Here is a 22,437-nt window from a genome sequence, read left to right as displayed (position 1 = left end):
GGCGAGCGGGGGCTAGTCCGACGGCGGCAGCGCCGCGGCCAGCGGCGCAACGGCCAGCTCTCGTTGCCACGGCCGGGCGCCGCCGGACTTCAGGAATCCGTCGACGGCGGAGGGTTCGACCGCGGCATAGTCGGGCAGCCCGTCCCAGCACAGGCGGCGCACCAGGTCCGGCGCGAGCAAGTTCTCCACCGGGATCGAGTGCTCGGTCGACAGGTCACCCATGGCGGCTCGCGCCCGGGTCAGGCGCGCCGCAGCGGCCGGATCACGGCGCTCCCAGCGGTTGACCGGCGGCGGGCCGTCGAACGGCTGGGTGAGCGGCGGCAGATCGCTGTCCGGCAAGGTGCGACCGCGCTCGATCGCGGCGAGCCATTCGCGGGAGTACCGGCGCTGCCGTGGCCCACCGAACACCGGCAGGGTGCGCAACTGCGCGATGTTCCTGGGCTCCGCGGTGGCCGCGGCGATGATCGCGGCATCCGGCAGGATGCGAGCGGGCGCCACATCGCGGGCGCGGGCCAGCGCGTCCCGGGCGGTCCACAGCTCGCGCACCACCGCGAGCTGCCTGGTGCGGCGCAGCGTGTGGATGCCCGAGGTGCGCCGCCAGCGCTCGGCCTTCGGCGCGGGCGGGTCCAAGGTGCGAATGTGCTCGAATTCCTGTGCCGCCCAATCCATTTTGCCCTGCTCGTCGAGAGCTTCGGCCACGGCGTCGCGCAGTTCCAGCAACAGTTCGACATCCAGGGCGGCGTAGTTCAGCCAGTCGGCGGGCAGTGGGCGGGTGGACCAGTCGGCCGCCCCGTGCCCCTTGCGCAGCGCACGGCCCAGCAGCCGTTCCACCATCGCGGCGAGCCCGACGCGCTCGAAACCGGCCAGGCGTCCGCCCAACTCGGTGTCGAAGAGCCGGGCTGGGCGCAAGCCGAGTTCGGCCAGCCCCGGGAGATCCTGGTCGGCGGAGTGCAGTACCCACTCCAGGCCGTTGATCGCGTCGGCCAGCGGGCCGAGTGCGTCGGTGACCGGGATGGGATCGATGAGGAACGTGCCCGCGCCCGCGCGGCGCAATTGGATCAGATACGCGCGCGCCGAATAGCGGAACCCGGAGGCGCGCTCGGCGTCCACGGCGAGCGGGCCGGTGCCCGCCACCAGCCGGGCGGCGGCTGCGCTGATCTCGGCGGCGGTGTCCAGTACCGGTGGCACGCCCTCCACCGGCGCGAGCAGCGGCGTCGCGGCCGAGGGTTCGGATTGGTCTGGTACGGACATGGTGTTGAACTCTACGTGCCGACTCTACGGCGCCGCCGTCCTATCGGCGCATAAGTGTGTCGACGGATCGGGCGCGATGGGCCCGGTGGAGCGGGTGACGGTGATTCCGGCGCAGGTCACGCCACACCGGCGGGTGTGCTCAGGGACGATCGCCGGACAAGCCGGGTGGTACCCGCAGCTGGGTCACCCCGGCCGGGGGTAGTCCCGCCGCGTAGGCCAGCACCTCGCAGAACGCCTCGAGGTGCGGGCGCAGATCGGTGGTGACCGGCGTCCACGAGGCGCGTAGTTCGAGCTGATGGGCGCGCGGCGGCCCGGCGATGTCTCCATAGCGCACCGAGCTGGTCGAGGTCACCGTGCCGCCCAGCGCGGTGAACGGCTCGGTCCGTGACTCCAGCGCGTCCACCAGCCAGCTCCACGCCACCTCTGGTAGCAGGGGGTCGGTGGCGAGCGCGGCGTCGATGTCGGCCTGGATGTAGGCGACCAGACGGAGGGTGCCGTGCCAGGTGTCGTCGCCGTCCGGATCGTGCAGCAGGATCAATCTGCCGAACGCGTCGCCTTCGGAATCGATCGGCACGACAGGGGTTTCCGGATGGGAGACCTCGGCGCCGATGGCGTAGGAGTACGGTGCGAGCCGTTGCGGCGGCCGGATAGGCGCGAGCTCGATCCGAGGGTGCACGGTTGCGGTGCCCATCGCCTCGACCGCGGCGCGAAATTGAGCTGGCTCGCCATGAGGTCCCTCGGTCGGTGCGGCGCCGTCGCGGAAGTCGAGCGGTGTCACGACTGCTGACGGTAGACCTTGTGCCCCCCGCGCAGTCGGAGGCGCGCCGCTACGGGCCGGGCGGCGTCTGCGCTGTCATCGCTGCCGCCTCCGCGTCCGCCCCTCCTTCCGGGCCCGCATACGATAGCCGTGATGAGCACTCATACCCGCCGCCGGTTGACCGATGCACCGTTCCTGGCCGCCGCTACCGGCGCGACGCCGAGCAGGCGTCCGGTGTGGTTCATGCGCCAGGCCGGACGCTCGCTGCCCGAGTACCGCGAGGTGCGCGCGGGCGTCGGGATGCTCGAGTCCTGCTTCGACCCGGAGCTCGTGTGCGAGATCACCCTCCAGCCGGTTCGCAGGCACCGGGTCGACGCGGCGATCTTGTTCTCCGACATCGTCGTTCCGCTCAAAGCGGCGGGGATCGATCTGGACATCGTGCCCGGCGTCGGCCCGGTGGTCGCCGCGCCCGTGCGGACGGTCGATGACGTGCGCGCACTGCCCCGGCTGCGCCCCGAGGAGGTCGGGGCGGTCACCGACGGCGTGCGACTGCTGGTCGACGCGCTGGGGGAGACGCCGCTGATCGGGTTCGCGGGCGCGCCGTTCACCCTGGCCTCCTACCTGGTCGAGGGCGGTCCGAGCAAGAACCACGAGCGCACCAAGGCGATGATGTACGCCGACCCGCAGACCTGGCACGCGCTGCTCGGCGCGCTCACCGACATCACCATCGCGTTCCTGCAGGCCCAATTGGCGGCCGGCGTGGACGCGGTGCAGTTGTTCGACTCCTGGGCGGGTGCGCTCTCACTGGCCGACTACCGCAATTTCGTGCTCCCGCATTCGGAGCGGGTGTTCGCCGAGATCGCCGAGGCGGGGGTGCCGCGCATCCACTTCGGGGTAGGAACCGGCGAGCTGCTCGGCGCCATGGGCGAGGCGGGCGCCGACGTGGTCGGTGTCGATTGGCGGGTGCCGCTGACCGAGGCCGTCCGTCGCGTCGGGCCCGGAAAGGCGTTGCAGGGCAACCTCGATCCCGCCGTGCTGTTCGCGGGGCCCGCCGCCGTCGAGGCGCATGCCCGGCGGATCGTGCGCGAAGCGGACGAGGCGATCACGCTCGGCGCCACCGGGCACATCTTCAACCTGGGCCACGGGGTGCTCCCGGAGACCGATCCGGGCGTGTTGACCGCCTTGGTGGAACTCGTGCACGAGCTGTAGGGGAAGGCGCAGCGGGGAACCGCCGGTCGGCAGTCCGACATGCGCTGACCGACTCGCCGGGGCATCGGTCGTCCGAGCCGGTGCGCAAGGAGAACCCTGTCCACGGTTCTACGCGCGTCCGCCTGCCGTGAGGCAAGTGCCATCGAGCAGGGTTCCGGTTCGCGTTCCATCCGTCCGGGGCGGAAGCCGCGGGCGGCACGGCTGCTGTCGTCGTGGACACGATGTGTCCCGGTCATCGAGCGCCGACCGTCGGACGGTCGCCGTGGCGGGACACGATACGGTCGAGGCATGCGTATCGCGGTGGTCGGCGGTGGGATCAGCGGACTGGTGGCCGCGTATCGATTGCGGACGTTGCTCGGGCCGGATGCCGACGTGGTCGTGCTCGATCGCGCCGAACGGGTCGGTGGCATCCTCTACACCGGTGAACTGGCCGGAGAGCCATTGGATCTCGGCGCGGAAGCGTTCGTCGGCCGACGGCCGGAGGTACCCGCGGTGCTGCGGGAACTCGGGCTCGAGTCGCAGTTGGTGACGCCTGCCGGTCTGCGGCCGCTGCTGTGGTCCTCCGGAGCCGCCCATCCGCTTCCGGAGGGCACGTTGATGGGTATTCCGTCGAACGCCGAGTCGATGCGCGATCTGGTCGACGCCGAGACGCTGCGACGGATCGCCGCCGAACCCGACCGGCCGCTGACCTGGGAGCCGGGCTCCGATATCGACGTCTACCAGCTGGTCGCCGACCGCTTCGGCACGCAAGTCGCCGAGCGCAGCGTGGACCCCCTGCTCGGTGGCGTGTACGCGGGAAGCTCCCGATCCATCGGTGTCCGTGCCGCGCTGCCCACCCTCGCCGCCGCGCTGGACAACGGCGCGAGCAGCCTCACCGCCGCCGTCGGCGCCGCGCTGCCACCGCCTTCGAGCGCACCGGTCTTCGGTGCCCTCCGCGACGGGTACCGGGTGCTGCTCGAGGCACTCGCCGAACGCTCCGAGGCGAGGTTTGTCACCGCGACCCCGGGGACGCGGCTGGCCAGGGGTCTGCGCGGTTGGGTGGTCGACCCGATCGGCGCCGTCGACGCGGTGGTGCTCGCCACCCCTGCGCCGGTGACCGCGCGACTGCTGAAGACCGTTGCCCCCTCCGCCGCGGCGGAACTGGCGGGCATCGAACTCTCCTCGTCGGCGGTGGTCGCGCTGGCGCTGCCCCGCGAGACCGCGCTGCCGCAGAACTCCGGCATCCTGGTGGCCACCGGAGAGCCGCTGCGCGCGAAGGCGTTCACCCTCTCCAGCCGCAAATGGACGCATCTCGCGCGACGCGAAACGGCCCTCGTTCGCGTCTCGTTCGGCAAGTTCGGGGACGACTCGCCGCTGTCGTGGCCCGATGCGGAACTCGTCGCGGCCGCCACCGAGGACCTGGCTACCGTCACCGGGGCAGCCATCGAGCCGATCGAGGCTGTCGTGCGGCGCTGGCCGGGCGGCCTCGCCCAGTACGCGCCCGGCCATCCGGCCCGCATCGCGGCCGTCGAAGCCGAGGTCGCTGCGCTCGACGGGCTGGCGGTCGCGGGCGCCTATCTGCACGGCGTCGGGGTGCCCGCGTGCGTCGCCTCCGGCACGGCCGCCGCGCAGCGGATCGCGGCGACGGTCGGTGCGGGCAGCGCACGCTGAGTGGACCCCGGGTCGCGCCCGCTCGTGCACGCCGGGGTAGTGCGATACCGCCGGTGTGATTCTCCGCTTTTCCCGGGCCTGCTCGGCAATTCCCGCTGAAAATGCGCACGAATCGGCGTAATTAAGAACACTTCGCCGGTATGCGGAATCGGGGGAATTCGCCGGTAGCGTGATCGGCATGCAGCTCTCGCACTTCACCGATATCGGTTTGCGCACCATCATGCGGCTGGCGGTCGAGGACGAGAAGAATTCCAGGGTGACCACCAAGTTATCGCGCGGCAGGTAGGCGCGTCGGAAAAGCATGTGGCCAAAGCGGTTTCCCGGCTGGTCGAGCTGGGCCTGGTGCAGGCGCACCGCGGACGATCCGGCGGGCTCTTCATCACCGCAGCCGGGCGCGGCGCGTCGGTCGGTGAGCTGATCCGGGAATTGGAAGGCGACCGCGACGTAGTGGAGTGCGGCGAACCGAATCCGTGTCCGTTACTCGGCGCGTGCCGGTTGCGCCGAATTCTCGGTGACGCGAAGAAAGCTTTCTATGCCGAACTGGACCGCTATTCGATAGAGGAATTGGTCACCTCGTCGACCACCGGGTTGCTGCATTTGCTCGTCCGCCCGACGGCGGATGTTTCCCCTGAGATGAAGGAAGTGTCATGAACCTGGACAGCGTTGTCCGTGCCGAACCGGAACTCGAACCGCGGCACGCCGAGGTCGTTCGCGCGACCCTGCCGCTCGTGGCGGCGAACATCGACCGCATCACGGCGGTGTTCTACCGCACCATGTTCGACGCCCACCCGCAGCTGCTGCGTGACACGTTCAACCGGGGCAATCAGGCACAGGGCAGTCAGCAGCGGGCATTGGCCGCCTCCATCGCCACCTTCGCCACATATATGGTTGACCCCGCGCTGCCGCACCCGGCCACCATGCTGTCGCGGATCGCGCACAAGCACGCGTCACTCGGCGTGACTCCGGAGCAGTACCGGATCGTGCACGACAACCTGTTCGCCGCCATCGTGGAAGTGCTCGGCGCCGACGTGGTCGACGAGGCGGTCGCGGCGGCCTGGGATCGGGTCTACTGGTTGATGGCCGACACCCTGATCGACCAGGAGAAGGGGCTCTACGCCGAGGCGGGCGTGGATTCCGGCGACGTCTTCCGGGATGTGCGCGTCCTGGCGCGTGACGAGGACCCCTCCGGTGTCGCCGTCTTCACCGTAGAGTCGGCGGACCCGGCCACCGAGCTGCCGGGCTTCGTTCCGGGACAGTACGTTTCGGTCGGTGTGCGCCTTCCCGACGGCGCGCGCCAGCTGCGTCAGTACAGCCTGGTCGGGCGGCCGCGCGATGGCGCGCTGTCGTTCGCCGTCAAACGGGTCGAGGCGGCCGATGGCTGCCCAGCGGGCGAGGTGTCCTCGTGGCTGCACCAGCATCTGCGCCCCGGCGACCCGTTACAGATCACTCTCCCGTTCGGCGATGTCGTCGTCGATACCGCCGCGACGACGCCCCTGGTGCTGATCTCCGGCGGAATCGGCGTGACCCCGATGATCGGCATCCTGGAATACCTCGCCGCTCACGCCCCGTGGCGGCGCACCCTGATCGTGCACGCGGATCGTGGACCGGGGACCCATCCGCTGCGCCATCGGCTCCGGCAACTCGCTACTCGGCTCGAACAGGCCGATGTCGAAATCTGGTACGAGCAACCGGCTCCCGGCGCGCGGCACGGCAGGGTCGACCTCTCGGCACTGAGCCTGCCCGGCGACGCCGACGTCTATGTCTGCGGTCCGCCCATGTTCCTGCGCGATATCCAGCGTCAGCTGCGCGCCGCCGGGATCCCGGACGCCCGGGTGCACATCGAGCAGTTCACGCCCGGCGACGCGGGCGCTCCGGAGCGAGTGGCACGATAGTGCTATGGCGCGACTCGACTATCAAGCTCTCAACTCCACCATCCGCTACCTGATGTTCTCGGTTTTCCAGGTGCAGCCCGGAGTGCTGGGCGAGGACCGGGACGCCGCGACCAAGGAGGCCAAGGCGTTCTTCGACGGTCTCGCCGACCGCGATGTGGTGGTCCGCGGCATCTACGACGTGGCAGGGATGCGCGCCGACGCCGATTTCATGATCTGGACGCACGCCGAGCGTATCGAGGACCTGCAGGCCGTTTACGCCGACTTCCGCCGCACCACCGAGCTGGGCCGGGCCAGCGCGCCGGTCTGGAGCAACGCGGCGCTGCACCGTCCCGCCGAGTTCAACAAAAGCCACATCCCGGCGTTCCTGGCCGGCGAGGAGCCGGGCGCCTACATCTGCGTGTACCCGTTCGTCCGGTCCTACGAGTGGTATCTGCTGCCCGACGAGGAACGCCGCCGGATGCTGGCCGAGCACGGCAAGGCCGCGCGTGACTACCCGGACGTGCGGGCCAACACCGTCAGCTCGTTCGCGCTCGGCGACTACGAGTGGATCCTGGCGTTCGAGGCGCCCGAACTGCACCGCATCGTCGATTTGATGCGCGATCTGCGGGCCACCGACGCCCGGCGGCACGTGCGCGAGGAGATCCCGTTCTTCACCGGCCCCCGCGTCGAGGTCGAGGAACTGATCGCCGCTCTGCCCTGATGCCGCACCGGACCGCTTGCCCAGAGTTTTCGGGGCATGCGCCGAGCGGCCGGAACTCCGTACGCTGCCGGTGAGCGACGGGCTGTTACTCCGCTGCGCTGTCCGAGGGGTGCAGTCGCAGGGCGATGGAGTTGATGCAGTAGCGCTTGTCGGTGGGCGTGTTGTACCCCTCGCCCTCGAACACGTGGCCGAGGTGGCTGTGGCAGTTCGCGCACAGCACTTCGACCCGGTGCATGCCGAGCGAGTCGTCCGACCGGAGAATCACCGCGTCGGACGCCGCCGGATCGAAGAAGGACGGCCAGCCGCAGTGCGAGTCGAACTTCTCGGTGCTGCGGAACAACTCGGCGCCGCAGGCCCGGCACGCGTAGACGCCCTCGGTCTTGGTGTCGGTGTACTCGCCGACGAACGGCCGCTCGGTAGCGGCCTCGCGTAGCACCGCGTACTCCTCGGGGTCCAGCTTCACTCGCCATTCCTGCGGCGTGAGCTGAATGCGCGGCGCGGGCAGGGACGTCTCGGCTTCGGAACTCATGGTTCCACGCTAATACGATTCTGCTCCACGGGCGCCGAGCCGTTGTGTGGCCTGGAAGTTTCCGCGGCCGGGGCCGAGTCGGCCGCCGGGACGGGACGCCGCGGCGCCTCGCCGCGCGGGTCCGGCGCGGACCTCATCCACGCGGGATCGATGCCGAACGGCAGCCTGCCTTCCCGCCGCGCGGCCAGATAGCGGTCGCCGAGCACACAGAACACCACGATGAGCAGCAGACCCCAGCCGAAGGTGATGCGCAGGTACTCCAGGTTGCGGCCGATGTGCTGCCAGCGGTCCGACAGCCACTTGTCGTAGCTCATGAACCCGAAGATCGCCAGCCAGGCCGGCCAGTTGCGCAGCACCGAGTTGCGCAGCACCACCGTCATCAGGAACGGGAACAGCATCATCGAGTAGTACATCTGACCCAGCGAGCTGAGCAGGAACGAGGCGGTCAGCAGCACGCCGGAGGCGGTGCAGACGAAGAACAGCTCGTCCTCGCGGTAGTAGCGGTACAGCAGCCACAGCGAGATCAGCACGAGCACACCCAGCACCACACGCATACCCCAGGTCAGCCACGGCGGCAGCCCGTAGTACTCGCCGTTGCCGACGATCGCGCTGTTGAAGTAGTCGCGCGATTCGAAGATGTAGGGCGCGGTGCGGGTGAGGAACTTCTCCGGATCCTTCGACAGCGGCCAGGCGATCGCGGTCAACGCCAGCGGCACGCCGAGCGCGGTGACGAACACCTTCCACTGCCCGCGCACGAGCGCGATCAAAAGCAACGGAGCGAGTGTCGGTTTGACCGCGATACTCAATCCGAGCGCGGCGCCCGCCCAGAGGTCTCGCCGTTTCAGCAGCAGGTGGATGAAGATCAGCTCCGCCAGCAGCACACAGCCGTTGACGTTGGTGAACACGAGTGTGTTGATCACGGTCTCGGACGTGAACATCGCCAGCAGCAGCGCGGGAGCGGCGACCGAGTTCAGCGTGTAGCGGAACAGCCGCAGCAGCAGGTACCAGGCGAGGAGAATCGCGATCGCGTTCAGGGCGATGAACAGCCAGCGCGACTTCTCGTAGTCGATGGCCGCGATCGGCGCGATCAGCAGGGTGCCGCTGGGCGGGTACAGATAATGCGGGTCCACCGAGTCGAAGTTCGCGGTGTACACCGGACGCCCGTTCAAGAAGTCGAGCGACGCCTGGTAGACCGGCCGGTAGTCGTCGGTGATGAAGCCGTTGACAGCCTTGATGAAAACCCGGTTCAGCACGGTCATGACCGCCAAGGGCCAGAGTGCGAACTTGATCACCTCGGCGGTGGTGCGAGCGGTCCGGGGCTCGAGCGGTCGAAGGAACACTGGGGCACGGTACACCGGATCGGTTACCGGCGGTTGGCCGGACCTGCCCGACTCGCCGCTCGATCGGCCGCTCGAGCGGCGCTAGGCCGGGCAGGCGGTACCGTCTGCGGGGAGTTTGCCGTCCTTCAGATAGTCGACGACCGCCCGCTGCGCGCAGCCCGAGTGCGTGGCCACCGGATGGCCGAAGCCCTGCCAGGACAGCGCCGCGTGCCGAGCGCCTGCGGAACCCAGCGCGCCGGTCACCGACGACTGACCACCGTTGCCGACCACCGGGTCGGCGACCCCGCCGAGCACGAGCACCGGGATATCCAGCTTCTCCGGCAACGGTGGTGCGGTCGACACCGGCCAGGCGGCGCACTCCATCAGTCCGATGGCCGCCGCTTTGCCGAAGACGGGATACTTGCCCGCCCAGGTGCCCGCGAGCTCGGTGGCCTTGTCCGGCGTCGGCGGCAGCTGCGTGTCGGTGCACCGGTTGACGAACTGGCCGTCGCTCGCGATGGCCGCGCTTTCACGGGCGATCAGAGCGTCCAGCGGGCCCCGGTCGCCGCGTCCGGCCGCGGCGAGCGCGTCGGACAACTCGGCGACCCGAGCGGCCTGGTCGGCACGCGGGCTGCCGAGAAAGCCCGACACCGCGGTGAGCAGGGCGTTCGCCGAGATGTCGCCGAGGCCACCGCTCCCGGCCCGGTTCACCAGATCGATGACCGCGGCGCGCGGGTCGGCGCCGAGCGAGCAGCCGACGCCGACGCAGCGCTGCGCGAACGCCGTCAGCGCCGCCTCGGCGCCCTGCACGGCTTGTTCGGCACGGGTCACGGAGTCGGTCCCGACCGGCTCGGGGGAGTCGAGCGTCAGCCGGGCGAGATGGTCACCGTATTTGCGGGCATAGCTGAGCGCGACCTTCGCGCCGTTGCCCGTGCCCAGTAGCGCGATGTGCTCCACCTGCCACTGCCTGCGCAATTGTTCGATGTCGTCGGCGGCGTGCGGAGCGTCGAAGGCACCCTCGTAGGGCTGCAGGAAGTCGCGGCAGGCGATGGTGCCGTCCTGGCTCAGCTTCGTCATCCGCGCCACCGGGTCGCCCGCGGACTGGGCGTTCTCGGCCAGGCCGCGGCGGATGTCCGCGGGCAGGCAGTCGATCGGCTGTGAGGTGCCGATGCCGCGCCGGTCCACCGCGACGATCGGGCGGGCGGCCAGCAGCGCGGAGGCCGGGCCCGCGGCCAATCCGGCCAGGGTGGCGGAAGAGGAGCGATCCGAACCGGAGGTGAGCACCAGCGGCGGCGCGTCGGCGGGGGTCTGTGCCAGCCTGGCCCGCACCGCGCCTGCGCGGAAGCTGCCCAGCACCGCGCCGGTCGAGTCGATCGGGGTGGAGTACTCGGCGCAGTCGAGCACCAGCCCCGCGGGCGCCGGACCGAGCCCGAGCTGATCCAAGGTCGGCTGGGTGCATTCACGCCAGCTGAGGTCGGTCTTGGGCAGTTCGGCGCTCGGCGGCGGCGCGGGTGCGGCGGAGGTCGTCGCGGTGCCCGCGACGGGCGGGCGCTGCACCGCGACACCGGGACGATCCGACGGTCCCGCGCCGCAACCGGCGGTCACGATCGAGAGGGTGGCGGCAAGCACGGCGGCCCGAGTCCAGCGCATTGCTACAGCCTGCCAGGTTCCGGTGGTTCTTTCATCGACGGGCCCACCGGGTGAGCATCGTGCCGTCGTCGTCCAGTAGCACGTGCGCGCGCGTCATGCGGACGCGGAACTCGTGGGCGGACAGCGAGATTCGCCGCGCCGCGCCGCCGACCAGCAGCGGTGCGGTGGTCAGGCAGAGTTCGTCGACCACGTCGGCCTCCAGCAGCTCGCCGAACAGGTGCGGACCGCCCTCGGTGAGCACACGCAGCAGGCCGCGCTCGGTGAGTACCCGCAGCAGGCCGCCCGGCGTCACCGCGATGTCACCCGCTTCGATCACCTCGGCGCCCGCGTCCGCCAAGCGCTGTTTGCGGTCGGCGGGTGCGGTGACCGTCGTGATGATCAGCGGCGGCACCTGGGTATCGGTGAACAGGCGCGCGCCCGGGTCGAGCGCCGCGCTCGCCGTGACCACCGCGATCGGCGGCGGGGCGCCGTCGGGATGGCCCCCGATGCCGCGCTCGTGGAACGCGCGCCGTCGCGCCGGGTCGGTACGCGCCCCGCCGTAGTTCTCCGCGCGCGCCGTGCCCGCGCCGACCACGATCACCTCGGCCAGTTCTCGCAGCAACATGAACACCGTCCGGTCGGCCGGCGTGCCCAGTCCTTCGGTGAGGTTCCCGCTGGTCGCGGCGCCGTCGATGCTGGAGACGAAATTGGCCCTGACCAAAGGCGCTTCGAGCGCGGTGGGGAAGGCGTACAACTGCGCGAGGTCGTCGGGGCTGAGTCCTGTGAGCTGGATCGCATTCTGGCTACGCTGCATGAGACCAGATCACACCACGTCTCTAGGCTTCGTTCATGCAAGAACGCCTCGTCGATCGGCACCCGGAGGTCCCGGCCGATCAGCTCGTCGCCCAGATGGTGCCTCCGCCCATGTTCGACGAGGTGAGCTTCGCCTCCTACATCCCCGACCCGAAGGAACCGAGCCAGGCGGCCGCGGTCGGCAAGGCCGAGGAGTTCGCCGGGCAGGTCGCCAAGATCAGCAAGGCCGCCAACAAGAAGAGCTTCTTCGGTAAGAAGAAGCAGGTCAGCGGTGCGGGCCTGTATCTGGACGGTGGGTTCGGTGTCGGCAAGACCCACCTGCTCGCCTCGATCTTCCACAGCTCGCCCGCGCCCAAGTCGTTCGGCACGTTCGGTGAGCTGACCAATCTGGTCGGTGCGCTCGGTTTCGCCAACGCGCTCGAGCGCCTGTCCGGCAACAGCGTGCTGTGCATAGACGAATTCGAACTCGACGATCCCGGCGACACCATGCTGGTATCCCGGTTGCTCACCGAACTGTCCGCCGCCGGTGTCTCGATCGCGGCCACGTCGAACACGTTGCCGGGTCAGCTCGGCGAAGGACGTTTCGCGGCACAGGATTTCCTGCGCGAGATCAAGAAGCTCGGCGCCATCTTCGAGGCGGTGCGCGTCGACGGGCCGGACTACCGCCACCGCGACCTGCCGCCCGCCCCGGCGCCCACCGCGCCGGAGGTGCTTGCCGAGCGGGCCGCGAGCACACCGGGCGCCACCCTCGACGAGTTCGACGCGCTGCTGAAGCACCTCAGCACGCTGCATCCGTCGAAGTACGGCGCGCTGATCTCCGGAGTGTCGTCGGTGTTCGTCTCGAACGTGCATCCGGTCACCGATCAGGCCGTGGCGCTGCGCATCGTGGTGCTGGCCGACCGGCTCTACGACGCGAGCATCCCGGTGACGGTGTCGGGTGCGAAACTCGATGAGATCTTCTCCGCGGAGATGCTCGAGGGCGGTTACCGCAAGAAGTACCTGCGCGCCATCTCGCGTCTTCTCGCGCTGTCGCGGTTCGAAGTCGCGGCCTGACGCCGACCTCGAACCCTCCGGCGAGACCGACGGGTGCGAGCCCGAGAACCGATGATTGGAGCAGCCGAATGGCCCCTGGTTTCCGTGGCCCGGTCGCGATGGCAGCCGGTCTGGCCGTCGCCTTGGGACCGGTAGCAGGCATCGCGCAGGCCGACCCGCCCGCGGCCGTCGTAGCGGATCCCGCTCTGCACCTGCAGGGGGTGCAGAACGCCCGCGACATCGGCGGGTACCGCACGGCCGACGGCCGGATCGTGCGCACCGGTCTGGTGTTTCGCACCGGGCAGCTGAACAACGCGACGCCGGAGGATCTGGCCGCGCTGAGCGATCGCCGTGTGCGCTCCGTCCACGACCTGCGCACGGTCTACGAGCGGGCGATCGGGCCCGACCGGCTGCCCGCCGGCGCGACAGCGCACTGGGCCGACGTGATCGGCCAGGCTCCACCGGAGGTCATCGCCACCACGCTCACCGGAGGCGATGGGCTGTATCGCGCGTTCATCACCGCGCCGGGCGCGAACGAGGCGTTCGCCTCGGTGCTGCGCGACATCACCGGCGCCGACGGGGCGGTGCTGTTCCACTGCACCGCGGGCAAGGATCGCACCGGCTGGACGGGGGCGGTGCTGCTCACCCTGCTCGGGGTGGATCGGGCCACCGTCACCGAGGACTACTTGCTGTCCGACCGGTTCCGCAACGCGAGCCAGGACGATCCGCTCAACGGTGTCCAGGCGTCCTGGCTCGACGCCGCCTTCGACCAGGCCAACCAGACCTATGGCAGTTTCGACGCCTACGTCCGGGACGGACTGAGGCTCACCGACGGCGATATCGCCGCCCTGCGGGCCCGGCTGCTGGGCTGAGCGGCGTCTCGGCCGAACGTCCACTTCGGCGGTCCCGGGCCGGGGGCGTGCACTACGATCCCGGCATGGCGAAGTTTGAGACATGGGACGGCCTGGAACTCAATTACCGGGTCTGGGAGGGCGAGGGCGTCCCGGTCGTCCTGCAACACGGGGTGGTCGCGGACACCAACGCGAACTGGATGAGCACCGGCGTGGTCGGAGCCCTGCAAGCCGCCGGGCACACCGTGGTCTCCCTGGACGCGCGGGGCCACGGTCGTTCCGGCAAGCCACACGAGGCGGCGCGGTACTCGTGGCAGGCCATGGCGCGTGACGTGCGCGCGCTCTACGACGAGCTGGGCTTCGAGGAAGTCGCGCAGGTCGGATACTCGATGGGTGGAGTGATCTCGCTGATGGTGGCCGCGACCGACCAGCGGGTGCGGCGGCTGGCCGTCGGCGGCATCGGTTCGGGTGTGCTGGACTGCGGCGGCGTCGACCGCCGCGTGATCGACCTGCCCGACCTGCAGGCCGCGATGACCGGCGACGGCGCGGGCGCGTCACCGACCGCGAAGATGTTCCGGGTGCTGGCCGACGCGGTGGGGGCCGACGTGGACGCCATCCACGCGGTGGCGACGGGTCTCGACGACCGTCCCATCGAGACTCTGGCGGACATCACCGTGCCCGCACTGGTGCTGGCGGGCGCCGACGACCCGTTCGCCGCCGAACCCGAGCGCCTCGCCGCGGCGCTGCCGAACGGCGCGCTCGCCGTGGTGCCAGGCGATCACCTGATGGCGGTGGTGAACCCCGCGTTCCACACCGCGCTCGTGGATTTCCTGCGCTGAGCCGGAACTAGAAAACCAGCCGCAGGACGTAGTCGCGATGCACCTGCTTGCCGACGGTGAATGTCCTGGTGCCCACCTCGGCGAAGCCGTGCTTCGCGTAGAAGCGCCGGGCGCGCGCGTTCTCCTGGTTGACGCCGAGCCAGACGCCGGGATGCCCCTCGGCGCGCGCCCAGTCCAGCGCGGCCTTCATCAGCGCGGTGGAGACCCCGGTGCCGTGGTGACCGGGTAGCACGTACATCTTGCTGATCTCCACCATCGGCTGCAGCCCGACCGATTCCACCACCGCTGGGTCGGCCGGGCCGCCCGTGACCAGCATCGCGTACCCGACGATCTCGTCGTCCGCGACGGCCTTGAGCACGATCCTGGCCGGGTCGTTGAGGTATTCGCCGAAGCGTTCGCCCGACAGCGCTTCGCCGACGAAGACATCGATGTCGTCGGGCGTCGCCTCGGGCGGACACGCGAGCGGGAAGGTCGCCGCCGCGACGTCGCTGAGCGCTTCCGCGTCCCACAGCCCGGCCCGGTCGACGATGACTGGGAGGTTGCTCATACCTCCATCAGAGCACATGACCAGATGAGAATGTCATTTCTCGCCACATGATCCGATTCTCGTGATGCTCTCGGCAACGCTGCCGGGTGTACGGTCGCGGGATTCCCGCCATCGCGCTCCGTTGCCGATGGTGAACTCGCCCGCAGCGCCGTGGTCACACGGCAGGGACGGCATGCCGTACTCAGCGGCCCAGCGGCCGTCACGGGAGGAGTCGGAGAGGCCGCCTTGACTGTCGCTTGTCCTGCAGAGATGTAAACATACTTCTCATGTCCAAGAGCAAGATTTTCAGCGCTGTCCAAGCGCCGACGAGATCATGTGGGATTTCTTCCTGGCCCATCCGCTGAAAGGTCCCGTGCACCGCTGAGCGTCACGCGGAACCCACCGGCGGCCACCCGATCGGCACCCCACGGCCTACCCCGCGCCGGAGTCGGTGGGTAGGTCCAGCGTGTCCGGGCGGGGGGCGGTAGGCGCGCTCGCGACGCGCTGGGAGTGGAAGACGCGGGACAGGGCGATCAAAGCCACGGCGAACAGCAGCGGGATCACGAAGCCCGCGCGGTGCCCGGCACTCGCCGCCACCGCACCGACCACGCCGCCGCCCAGCAGGGTCCCCGCATAGTTGAACAGGTTGAGGCGCGCGATCAGTGCGTCGAGTTCCCGCCCCGCCGCCAGTTGCCCGGCCGCGCTGAAGCACAACGGCGCGATCACGGGCAGCCCGGCGCCCGCCACGAGGAAGCCGGCGATCGCGACAGCCGGACTCGGCGCGGCCACCACGAGCGCCAGGCCGAAAACTCCCATGCCCGCCGCGGTCCGCACCACCTTGCGCGGGCCGAAACGGCGCACCAGCGCATCGCCCGCGACCCTGGTGACCAGCGACGTGCCCTGATACGCGGCGAAGGCGAGTGCCGCGGTCGCCGAACCGGCGAGCAGGTCGTCGGTGAGGTACAGGGCCGACCAGTTGCCCACCGCCAGGTCGACGGCGAAGACGAACGCCGCCGCGATCCCGAGCGCGAGATACGCGCGCAACGCGACGGCCGGTCCGGGTGCGGCGGTCTCGATGGGACTGCTCTCCGCGTCCCGCGCGCCGAGCAGCCCCGGCCCCAGCGCCCAGCCGAGCAGCAGCACGATCGCCGCGGCCACCAGCAGCGATTCCCGCAGCGTCACCTCCAGCGCCTCGCACCCCGAGACGAACAGCGCCCCGGCAATGGTTCCGGCGCTCCACGCGGCGTAGAACGACGACAGGATGAACGTCCCGTACCCGTGCTGGATGAACACCGCCTGCATGTTGGTGCCGGCGTCGACGATCCCCACCGCGGTCCCGTAGCAGCCGAGCGCTGCCACCAGCAGGGCCGTGTTCGGCGCGAACGCCGCCGCCGAGCCGGTGACGGCCACGAGCAGCAGCCCGATCCGCACCGCCGCGCGGCTGGACCAGCGCAGCGCCAGCCGCTCCGCCAGCACGCTGCCGCCGCCCGCCAGCAACGAGATCAGCACCACCGAGACGGCGATCACCCCGTCCGAAAGGCCGAAATGCTCCTTCTGCTGCGGCAATTCGGTCAGCACGACGGCGAGGAAGAAGCCCTGCGAACCGAACGCGAACGAGTTCGCGATCCGGGCGCGCCGCAGGACGGGCGCGATCGAACTCATGGGCGCAGGGTAGCCGGGCAGTGGCGACGGCGCGCGGCGACCCCGGCCGGGGCGATCGGCCACGGTGATCGGACGGCACGTCCGGAAGCGCGGCCTGGCCGCCGCCGGTGATCGGTGTCACTATCGAAGGGCCGCAACAACACTCGCGAACCGAGGGGGAACCGACCGGATGAGAGAGCTGCCCGCGGACTTCTTTCACACCCCGCATGCCTTCTACCAGCAGTTGCGCGCCGAGGGGCCGGTGCACCGGATCCGCTTGCGAACCGGCGTTCGCGCCTGGCTGGTGGTCGACTACGACGCCGCCAAGCAGGTGCTGCGCCATCCCGACGTCCGCAAGGACCCGCGCACTCCGGTGGGCGCCCACGCACGGCGATCAGCCTCGGGCGACAGCGGCGTCACCGCGGTCAACCAGCGCCTGAGCCACCATCTGCTCAACGCCGACCCGCCGCGGCACTCGCGGCTGCGCAAACTCGTCACCCCGGCGTTCGCACCCGCGCGAACAGAGGCCCTCGCGGCACGGATCTTTACGATCGCGGAGGATTTGCTCGACGCGATGGATCGCACCGCGGGAGCGGGGCCCGTCGACCTGCTCGCGGAGTACGCCTTCCCGCTGCCCATCACCGTGATCTGCGAACTGCTCGGCGTGCCGGTCGAGGACCGCGCGCGGTTCCGGGAGTGGTCGGCGGCCGTGGTGGACAGTCCCATGTCCACCCCGGAGAGTATGCGCACCGCGACCGACGCCATCGTCGACTATTTCGATGGGCTGATCGCCCGACGGCGCGCGGAGGGGCCGGGCGAGGATCTGATCTCGCAACTGCTGCTCGTCACCGAGGAGGGGGACCGGCTCAGCCACGACGAGCTGATCTCGATGGCCTTCCTGATCCTGGTGGCCGGTCACGAGACCACGGTGAACCTGATCGGCAACAGCGTGCTGGAACTTCTGGCCGATCCGTCCCGCTATCAGGCCCTGCGCGAGGACCCAGCGGGCGTCGCACCGCTGGTGGAGGAGATGCTGCGCTACAACGGACCGGTCAATGTGGCCACCCTGCGGTACACCGCCGCGCCGGTGCGGCTGGGTGACAGCGTCATCCCGGCGGGGGAGCTGGTGCTGGTCTCGGTGGCATCGGCCAATCACGACGAACAGCACTTCACCGCGCCCGGGGCATTCGACCCGGGTCGCGGTGCGAACGGTCACCTGGCCTTCGGCCACGGCATCCACTACTGCCTCGGGGCGGGTCTGGCGCGGCTCGAGGCCCGCGTCGCGCTGACCAGTCTGGTGCGGCGCTATCCGCTGCTGCGGCCCGCCTTCGACGACGTGGACCTGCGGTGGCGGGAAAGCATCCTGATCCGCGGGCTGCTCGAGCTTCCCGTCGTTGCGGCGAGTGCGCCCGCAGTACGCTGAAGAGCGGATTCGGTCGACCGACTTTGCTGCGCGCCGCAGGCGACGTAGTCTCCTGCGCATGACAAGCGGAAGCCGCATCGGGATCGTCGGTGCGGGTATCGCAGGTCTCGCCTGCGCGAAAGTGCTGAAACAGGAGGGTTTTCCGGTCGAGATTTTCGACCGCGCACCCGATATCGGTGGCGTGTGGAGCGCGACCCGGCGATACCCGGGACTGCAAACGCAGAACTCCAAGGACACGTATCACTTCTCCGACTTCCCCATGCCCGCCGACTACCCGCGCGTCCTCGACGGGCCGCACATGCAGGCCTATCTGGCCGCCTACGCCGAGCACTTCGGGCTGACCGAGCACCTGCGGTTGCGCACCGAGGTGGTGGCCGCCGATCCGGTGGACAGCGGCTGGTTGCTGGAAATTCGCGACGAGAGCGGAATTCATCGGGCGTCGTGCGACCACCTGGTGATCGCCAACGGCATATTCAGCGACCCGGCGATGCCGGAGTATCGCGGCGCGGACTGGTTCCGCGCGGCCGGCGGGCGCCTGTGCCACTCCTCGGAGTTCACCGATCTGGAGTCGGTGCGCGGCAAGTCGGTCGTCGTGGTGGGTTACGGCAAGTCCGCCTGCGACATCGCCACCGCGGTCAGCGAGGTCGCGGCCTCCACCTCGGTGGTGGCCCGTCGACTGCTGTGGAAGATGCCGCGCAAGCTGGCCCGGGTGATCGACTACGAACGGCTGATGCTGACTCGCTTCGGTGAGGCGCACTTCCATTACCTGCGGCCCCGCTGGATGGACCGATTCCTGGACGGTCCCGGGGAATCGTTCCGGACCAGCAACTTCGACCTGATCCAAGAACTCGTCACCAAGCACTCCCAGCTGCGCGAACTCGGCTTGGTGCCGGGCGGGCGGTTCCAGGAGATCGCCGACAGCACCGTGAGCCTGGTGAGCGATGGCTTCTACGAGCAAGTGGCCAACGGACGCATCACGGTGCACCGGGACACGACGATCACCGAGATGGGCGGCGGTCCGAAGGCGGCGCCCGGGATCCGGCTGTCCACCGGGCAGGTGCTGCAGGCGGACGTCGTGATCTGCGCGACCGGGTTCCAGCAGCGCGTGCCCTTCCTCACGCCGTACATCCAGCGCCGGCTCACCGACGAGCACGGCAACTTCCGCCTGCACCGCCAGATCCTGCCGCTCGAGGTTCCGAACCTGACCTTCGCCGGCTACAACTCGTCGGTCATCAGCACGCTGAACGCCGAGGTCGCCGCGCACTGGACCGCCGCGCTGCTCACCGGCAGGCTCGATCTGCCCTCCGCCGAGAAACTCGACGAGCAGATCGACGCCCGCCTGCGCTGGATGGAGGAACGTACGCCCGGCCACCACGCACACGGCACGGCGGTCGTCCCGTTCTCCATCCAGAATATCGACGAGATGCTCGGCGACCTGAAGTTCCGTCTGCCCCTGCACACGCGTCTGGCGCAGGTGTTCCGCCGGATCAAGCCGGAGTCCTACCGGGGACTGGCCACCCGCCGCAAGCCGGGGCCGGGACCGGTCGCGCCGCCGACCACCCCGGTCGAGGCGGAACTGCTTCCCTACGAGGGCGGCGGCGGCCGAGTCAGCCGCTAGGCTTCCGTTGCCGCCCCGGCCAGGCGGCGATCCGCCCTATGGTGGGGTATGTGGCGCGCGGAGTGATCCGGCGCGCCGGTTCCGGTTCCATCGTGCGATGCGGTAGGCGGCGGGCAGGTTTGCGCCCCGCGCGCAGCGACTCCTCCGGTCGCCGGTCAGCGGAGGGGGGTGTGCGCACAATTGCATCGACTGCCGAACTGGGGCGTCGCCCGACGAAATCGCGCCGGGGCGTCCGGCAAGTTGCGGGGCTCGGTGCGAACAGCCGTTTCCGACGTCGTCGCCCGAGCGGCCCAGTGCCGACGTGCGTAGTGCATATCCGGAGGTCATCGGGTACATGAACACGAGGGACGGCGTTATGGCGTGCTCGATCGTGGACGATTCGGCCGACGACTGTCCGGAGTTGCCGCCGGGGTGCGACTCGCCCCCGCTTGTCGCCCGCGCAATACCGGGGCCCGCTGTTTGCGTTGGCGATAATCCAAGGGTGGAAGCGCTGGACATGAATCTCCTCGTGGCCCTCGACGCACTGCTGGACACCCATAGCGTCACCCTGGCCGCGCAGCGCCTACACACCTCGCCGCCCGCGATGAGCCGGACGCTGGCCAGATTGCGCGGCGTGCTCGGCGACCCGTTGCTCGTACGCGCGGGTCGAAACCTGGTGCCGACACCAAGGGCCCTGGAATTGCGCTACGAGGTCAGCACCCTGGTCGAGCAGGGACGCGCGCTGCTGACACCGCGCGACGACCTCGACCCGGCGGCGCTGCGCCGGACGTTCGCCGTGCAGGCGGGCGACATGGTGCTCACCGAACTGGCCGGGCCCCTGCTGTCGGCCGTACGCGCCCAGGCGCCGGGCGTCACGCTGCGCTTCCTGTCCGACTCCCTGGAGGGCACCGCCGCGTTGCGCGACGGACGTGTCGATCTCGAAGTCGGAGTGATCGACCACACCGACCCGGAGACGACCGTGCGCAGAGTGCTCACCGACCGCGTGATCGGCGTCGCCGCCGCCGACCATCCCCTGGTCACCGATCGCGTCACCGTCGCCGCGTACGCCGCCGCACCGCATCTGAGCATTTCGCGCAACGGCCGTTCGCACGGCCCGATCGACGACCGTCTCGCCCTGCACGGCCGCACCCGGCGAGTGGTCGCCACCGTGCCGACACTGACCAGCGCGCTGTTCGCGGTGCGCGGCACCGACCTGGTCTGCTCCGCGCCCGCCATGCTGAGCGCCGCCACGCTACCGGCGATCGGATTGGGCGCCTTCGAGATACCGCTGCCGCTGCCGGAGGCCGCGATCGGGATGGCGTGGCATCCGCGCAACACCGCCGACGGAGGGCATCGCTGGCTGCGCGATCTCGTCCAGGAGATCCTGCTGCGTTCGGCGGGCGCGGCGCGTCCGCCGAAGCGGCGGCGCGTCAGAGTGGCTCAGGACACCGGCGGCGGGCTGGAGAGCCGATAGTCGGCCGGCCTGCGCTGCGCTTCGGTGCGCTCGGAGGAGTATCCGTTCGAGGTCGAGTCGAACAGGTCGGAGCGTCCCAGCGGGGCCGCGGCCGTGCGCTTGAGCTCGTCGAGCATGGCTTGCAGCTTGTCCACGTGGGTGTTCTCGACCGCTGTCCGGTCGTCCTCACCGGCGCGGTGCGCACCGGTGAGTCCGGTGACCGGTGTCGCCCCGTTCTCCGATCCGCTGTGCTGAGTGCTCGGGGTGGACGCGACGATGCTCTCGTACGCGGCGTTCTCGGTGGGGGAGTAGGTGGCCGGCTCGCGTGTCTCCCGCTGACCGGTACTCGGATCGCGCGGTGCCGGCGGGGTGAAAGGCGACACGGGTTCCCGCGGTGTCGGCGTGGTGAAAGCGGGCTCACGCGAGGGCGGCGCGGTGAAGTTCGACGCCGGTTCGCGGGGTGCGGTGAAGTTCTGGCCGGAGGAGACGCTCGGATCCAGCGCGGTGAGCGTGGGCTCGCGCGGCGGTGTGAAACCCGTCTGCGCGGCGGAATTCGGTTCGGCCGCCGCGTGCACCGGCTCCCTGGGTGTGCTCTGCGGTCGCGCGCCGTTGCGGGAAACGGCCGCTTCGCCGGCATCGCTCTTTCGCGCCGCGGGTTCGGCGCCGCCGTGCTCCGCCTTGCGTGCGTTCGCCCGTCCCGCGGCCGCCCGGGGAAGCGAGCCTGCCGGGCGCTGCGCCGTCCGATCCTCCGGAGCCGGGTCGTCGCCGGATTCCAGGAGCTGCACCCTGGTGTCGAGACCCGAGATATCCTGTGCGGCACGGAAAGCCCACGCCTCGAGTTTGGCCAACCGTCCCTCGGCGGTTGGTTCGCTCACCACGGTCTGCGCGCCATCGATCCGGGCCGCCACCGCGTCCAGCTTCTCGCTGACCTCTCGGAGAGCCGACGCGATACTCGACAACATCGCGCCGATCGACTCGCCGGTCTGCTGACCGTGCTCCATCCAGTACCTACTTCCCCGTATCGGCCCAGCTCGCACTCGGCCGGACGATTCTATCCGCCCAGTTGGACATCCGCGGCTCGCGAAGTATCGGCGGCGCACCGATCCATGACCTGATCGAAGCAGCCTAGGCCCCCGGAATTACCCCCCTGCAGGCGGATTACGCGGCGACCCGGTTTGTCCGGAAACAGGCCGACGCATCTGATCGGTCATTATCCGCATGATCCGCGCCCTCCGCGACTCCGCGCTCCGGACGGCCGCCGTGAGCTGCGTTACGCAGGCCGCGAGTTCGCCCGGATGCCCGGCGGCCGGCGCGTCATGGGATGGC

The 22,437-nt window shown here is 70.0% G+C and carries 19 protein-coding genes and 1 pseudogene; 11 read left to right on the top strand and 9 right to left on the bottom strand.

The window, feature by feature from the left end:
* Positions 1 to 12: 12 nt before the first annotated feature.
* Both ABZ420_RS00940 and ABZ420_RS00935 read right to left on the bottom strand, forming a co-directional pair.
* Entirely contained in the window at positions 13 to 1,251 is a 1,239-nt protein-coding gene (locus ABZ420_RS00940; RefSeq protein ID WP_357115802.1) for an HRDC domain-containing protein, read from the bottom strand.
* Between the two features lie 139 nt (positions 1,252 to 1,390).
* Positions 1,391 to 2,029 carry a DUF3000 domain-containing protein gene (locus tag ABZ420_RS00935; RefSeq protein WP_083863719.1) on the bottom strand — a complete coding sequence of 213 codons (639 nt, stop codon included), beginning with the start codon at positions 2,027 to 2,029 and terminating at the stop codon, positions 1,391 to 1,393.
* A gap of 123 nt (positions 2,030 to 2,152) precedes the next feature.
* Between ABZ420_RS00935 and hemE the strand changes: the two genes are divergently transcribed.
* The 5 genes and pseudogenes from hemE to hemQ all read left to right on the top strand — a co-directional run bounded on the left by hemE (position 2,153) and on the right by hemQ (position 7,459).
* Complete coding sequence (gene hemE, locus ABZ420_RS00930; RefSeq protein WP_357116434.1) at positions 2,153 to 3,217, top strand: uroporphyrinogen decarboxylase; 1,065 nt, start codon at positions 2,153 to 2,155, stop codon at positions 3,215 to 3,217.
* 288 nt (positions 3,218 to 3,505) lie between these two features.
* The gene (locus ABZ420_RS00925; RefSeq protein ID WP_357115799.1) at positions 3,506 to 4,867 is read left to right on the top strand and encodes a protoporphyrinogen oxidase; all 1,362 of its coding nucleotides are present in this window, start codon (positions 3,506 to 3,508) and stop codon (positions 4,865 to 4,867) included.
* 178 nt (positions 4,868 to 5,045) lie between these two features.
* A pseudogene (locus ABZ420_RS00920) lies at positions 5,046 to 5,518 on the top strand (Rrf2 family transcriptional regulator).
* Positions 5,515 to 6,759 (top strand): globin domain-containing protein, encoded by a 1,245-nt coding sequence (locus ABZ420_RS00915; protein WP_357115796.1) that lies wholly within the window; start codon positions 5,515 to 5,517, stop codon positions 6,757 to 6,759. Before ABZ420_RS00920 ends, ABZ420_RS00915 begins: the two are co-directional and overlap by 4 nt.
* A 4-nt stretch (positions 6,760 to 6,763) precedes the next feature.
* Positions 6,764 to 7,459, top strand: a complete 696-nt coding sequence (gene hemQ / locus ABZ420_RS00910; RefSeq protein WP_062976055.1) for a hydrogen peroxide-dependent heme synthase — start codon at positions 6,764 to 6,766, stop codon at positions 7,457 to 7,459.
* A gap of 85 nt (positions 7,460 to 7,544) precedes the next feature.
* Here hemQ and msrB read toward each other — a convergent pair whose 3' ends face one another.
* From msrB to ABZ420_RS00890, 4 genes are all read right to left on the bottom strand, one after another.
* Entirely contained in the window at positions 7,545 to 7,988 is a 444-nt protein-coding gene (gene msrB, locus ABZ420_RS00905) for a peptide-methionine (R)-S-oxide reductase MsrB (RefSeq protein WP_357115793.1), read from the bottom strand.
* On the bottom strand, positions 7,985 to 9,328 hold the full coding sequence (locus ABZ420_RS00900) for a glycosyltransferase family 87 protein (RefSeq protein ID WP_357115791.1): 1,344 nt from the start codon (positions 9,326 to 9,328) through the stop codon (positions 7,985 to 7,987). The genes msrB and ABZ420_RS00900 overlap by 4 nt, the downstream gene beginning before the upstream one ends.
* 81 nt (positions 9,329 to 9,409) lie before the next feature.
* Positions 9,410 to 10,957, bottom strand: a complete 1,548-nt coding sequence (locus ABZ420_RS00895) for an alpha/beta hydrolase (protein WP_357115788.1) — start codon at positions 10,955 to 10,957, stop codon at positions 9,410 to 9,412.
* A 31-nt stretch (positions 10,958 to 10,988) separates the two neighbouring features.
* Positions 10,989 to 11,750 (bottom strand): pyrimidine reductase family protein, encoded by a 762-nt coding sequence (locus tag ABZ420_RS00890; RefSeq protein ID WP_357115785.1) that lies wholly within the window; start codon positions 11,748 to 11,750, stop codon positions 10,989 to 10,991.
* 35 nt (positions 11,751 to 11,785) lie between these two features.
* On the opposite strand from ABZ420_RS00890, the gene zapE reads away from it, so the two are divergent.
* The 3 genes from zapE (at position 11,786) to ABZ420_RS00875 (ending at position 14,471) form a co-directional block, all read left to right on the top strand.
* A complete protein-coding gene (zapE, locus tag ABZ420_RS00885; protein WP_357115782.1) occupies positions 11,786 to 12,802 on the top strand; it encodes a cell division protein ZapE in 1,017 nt (338 codons plus the stop codon).
* Between the two features lie 68 nt (positions 12,803 to 12,870).
* Positions 12,871 to 13,653 carry a tyrosine-protein phosphatase gene (locus ABZ420_RS00880; protein WP_357115779.1) on the top strand — a complete coding sequence of 261 codons (783 nt, stop codon included), beginning with the start codon at positions 12,871 to 12,873 and terminating at the stop codon, positions 13,651 to 13,653.
* A gap of 65 nt (positions 13,654 to 13,718) precedes the next feature.
* Positions 13,719 to 14,471 carry an alpha/beta hydrolase gene (locus tag ABZ420_RS00875; RefSeq protein ID WP_357115776.1) on the top strand — a complete coding sequence of 251 codons (753 nt, stop codon included), beginning with the start codon at positions 13,719 to 13,721 and terminating at the stop codon, positions 14,469 to 14,471.
* Between the two features lie 7 nt (positions 14,472 to 14,478).
* Here ABZ420_RS00875 and ABZ420_RS00870 read toward each other — a convergent pair whose 3' ends face one another.
* Positions 14,479 to 15,018, bottom strand: coding sequence for a GNAT family N-acetyltransferase (locus tag ABZ420_RS00870; protein WP_357115773.1), 540 nt, complete (start codon positions 15,016 to 15,018; stop codon positions 14,479 to 14,481).
* 411 nt (positions 15,019 to 15,429) lie between these two features.
* Positions 15,430 to 16,659 (bottom strand): MFS transporter, encoded by a 1,230-nt coding sequence (locus ABZ420_RS00865; protein WP_357115770.1) that lies wholly within the window; start codon positions 16,657 to 16,659, stop codon positions 15,430 to 15,432.
* Between the two features lie 169 nt (positions 16,660 to 16,828).
* On the opposite strand from ABZ420_RS00865, the gene ABZ420_RS00860 reads away from it, so the two are divergent.
* The 3 genes from ABZ420_RS00860 to ABZ420_RS00850 all read left to right on the top strand — a co-directional run bounded on the left by ABZ420_RS00860 (position 16,829) and on the right by ABZ420_RS00850 (position 21,132).
* Complete coding sequence (locus ABZ420_RS00860) at positions 16,829 to 18,061, top strand: cytochrome P450 (RefSeq protein WP_357115767.1); 1,233 nt, start codon at positions 16,829 to 16,831, stop codon at positions 18,059 to 18,061.
* Positions 18,062 to 18,119: 58 nt separating this feature from the next.
* Positions 18,120 to 19,679 carry an NAD(P)/FAD-dependent oxidoreductase gene (locus ABZ420_RS00855; protein WP_357115764.1) on the top strand — a complete coding sequence of 520 codons (1,560 nt, stop codon included), beginning with the start codon at positions 18,120 to 18,122 and terminating at the stop codon, positions 19,677 to 19,679.
* 490 nt (positions 19,680 to 20,169) lie between these two features.
* Positions 20,170 to 21,132: a LysR family transcriptional regulator gene (locus tag ABZ420_RS00850; protein WP_357116432.1), complete on the top strand. Its 963-nt coding sequence runs from the start codon at positions 20,170 to 20,172 to the stop codon at positions 21,130 to 21,132.
* Here the strand turns inward: ABZ420_RS00850 and ABZ420_RS00845 are convergent.
* Entirely contained in the window at positions 21,099 to 22,112 is a 1,014-nt protein-coding gene (locus tag ABZ420_RS00845) for a hypothetical protein (RefSeq protein ID WP_357115761.1), read from the bottom strand. The two genes, ABZ420_RS00850 and ABZ420_RS00845, sit on opposite strands and share 34 nt — an antisense overlap.
* Between the last annotated feature and the right edge of the window lie 325 nt (positions 22,113 to 22,437).

Source organism: Nocardia sp. NPDC005745 (assembly GCF_040630775.1).
Taxonomy (GTDB): Bacteria; Actinomycetota; Actinomycetes; order Mycobacteriales; family Mycobacteriaceae; genus Nocardia.
Note: the sequence above shows the minus strand (reverse complement) of the source record. Positions and strands in the feature narration are given on the sequence as shown.

Coding starts and splice junctions, on each gene's coding strand:
- ABZ420_RS00925 (WP_357115799.1), top strand. CDS start 3,506: ATGCGTATCGCGGTGGTCGGCGGTGGGATCAGCGGACTGGTGGCCGCG.
- ABZ420_RS00855 (WP_357115764.1), top strand. CDS start 18,120: ATGACAAGCGGAAGCCGCATCGGGATCGTCGGTGCGGGTATCGCAGGT.
- ABZ420_RS00895 (WP_357115788.1), bottom strand. CDS start 10,957: ATGCGCTGGACTCGGGCCGCCGTGCTTGCCGCCACCCTCTCGATCGTG.
- ABZ420_RS00915 (WP_357115796.1), top strand. CDS start 5,515: ATGAACCTGGACAGCGTTGTCCGTGCCGAACCGGAACTCGAACCGCGG.
- ABZ420_RS00870 (WP_357115773.1), bottom strand. CDS start 15,018: ATGAGCAACCTCCCAGTCATCGTCGACCGGGCCGGGCTGTGGGACGCG.
- ABZ420_RS00865 (WP_357115770.1), bottom strand. CDS start 16,659: ATGAGTTCGATCGCGCCCGTCCTGCGGCGCGCCCGGATCGCGAACTCG.
- ABZ420_RS00875 (WP_357115776.1), top strand. CDS start 13,719: ATGGCGAAGTTTGAGACATGGGACGGCCTGGAACTCAATTACCGGGTC.
- zapE (WP_357115782.1), top strand. CDS start 11,786: ATGCAAGAACGCCTCGTCGATCGGCACCCGGAGGTCCCGGCCGATCAG.
- ABZ420_RS00845 (WP_357115761.1), bottom strand. CDS start 22,112: ATGGAGCACGGTCAGCAGACCGGCGAGTCGATCGGCGCGATGTTGTCG.
- ABZ420_RS00940 (WP_357115802.1), bottom strand. CDS start 1,251: ATGTCCGTACCAGACCAATCCGAACCCTCGGCCGCGACGCCGCTGCTC.
- msrB (WP_357115793.1), bottom strand. CDS start 7,988: ATGAGTTCCGAAGCCGAGACGTCCCTGCCCGCGCCGCGCATTCAGCTC.
- ABZ420_RS00880 (WP_357115779.1), top strand. CDS start 12,871: ATGGCCCCTGGTTTCCGTGGCCCGGTCGCGATGGCAGCCGGTCTGGCC.
- ABZ420_RS00890 (WP_357115785.1), bottom strand. CDS start 11,750: ATGCAGCGTAGCCAGAATGCGATCCAGCTCACAGGACTCAGCCCCGAC.
- hemQ (WP_062976055.1), top strand. CDS start 6,764: ATGGCGCGACTCGACTATCAAGCTCTCAACTCCACCATCCGCTACCTG.
- ABZ420_RS00860 (WP_357115767.1), top strand. CDS start 16,829: ATGAGAGAGCTGCCCGCGGACTTCTTTCACACCCCGCATGCCTTCTAC.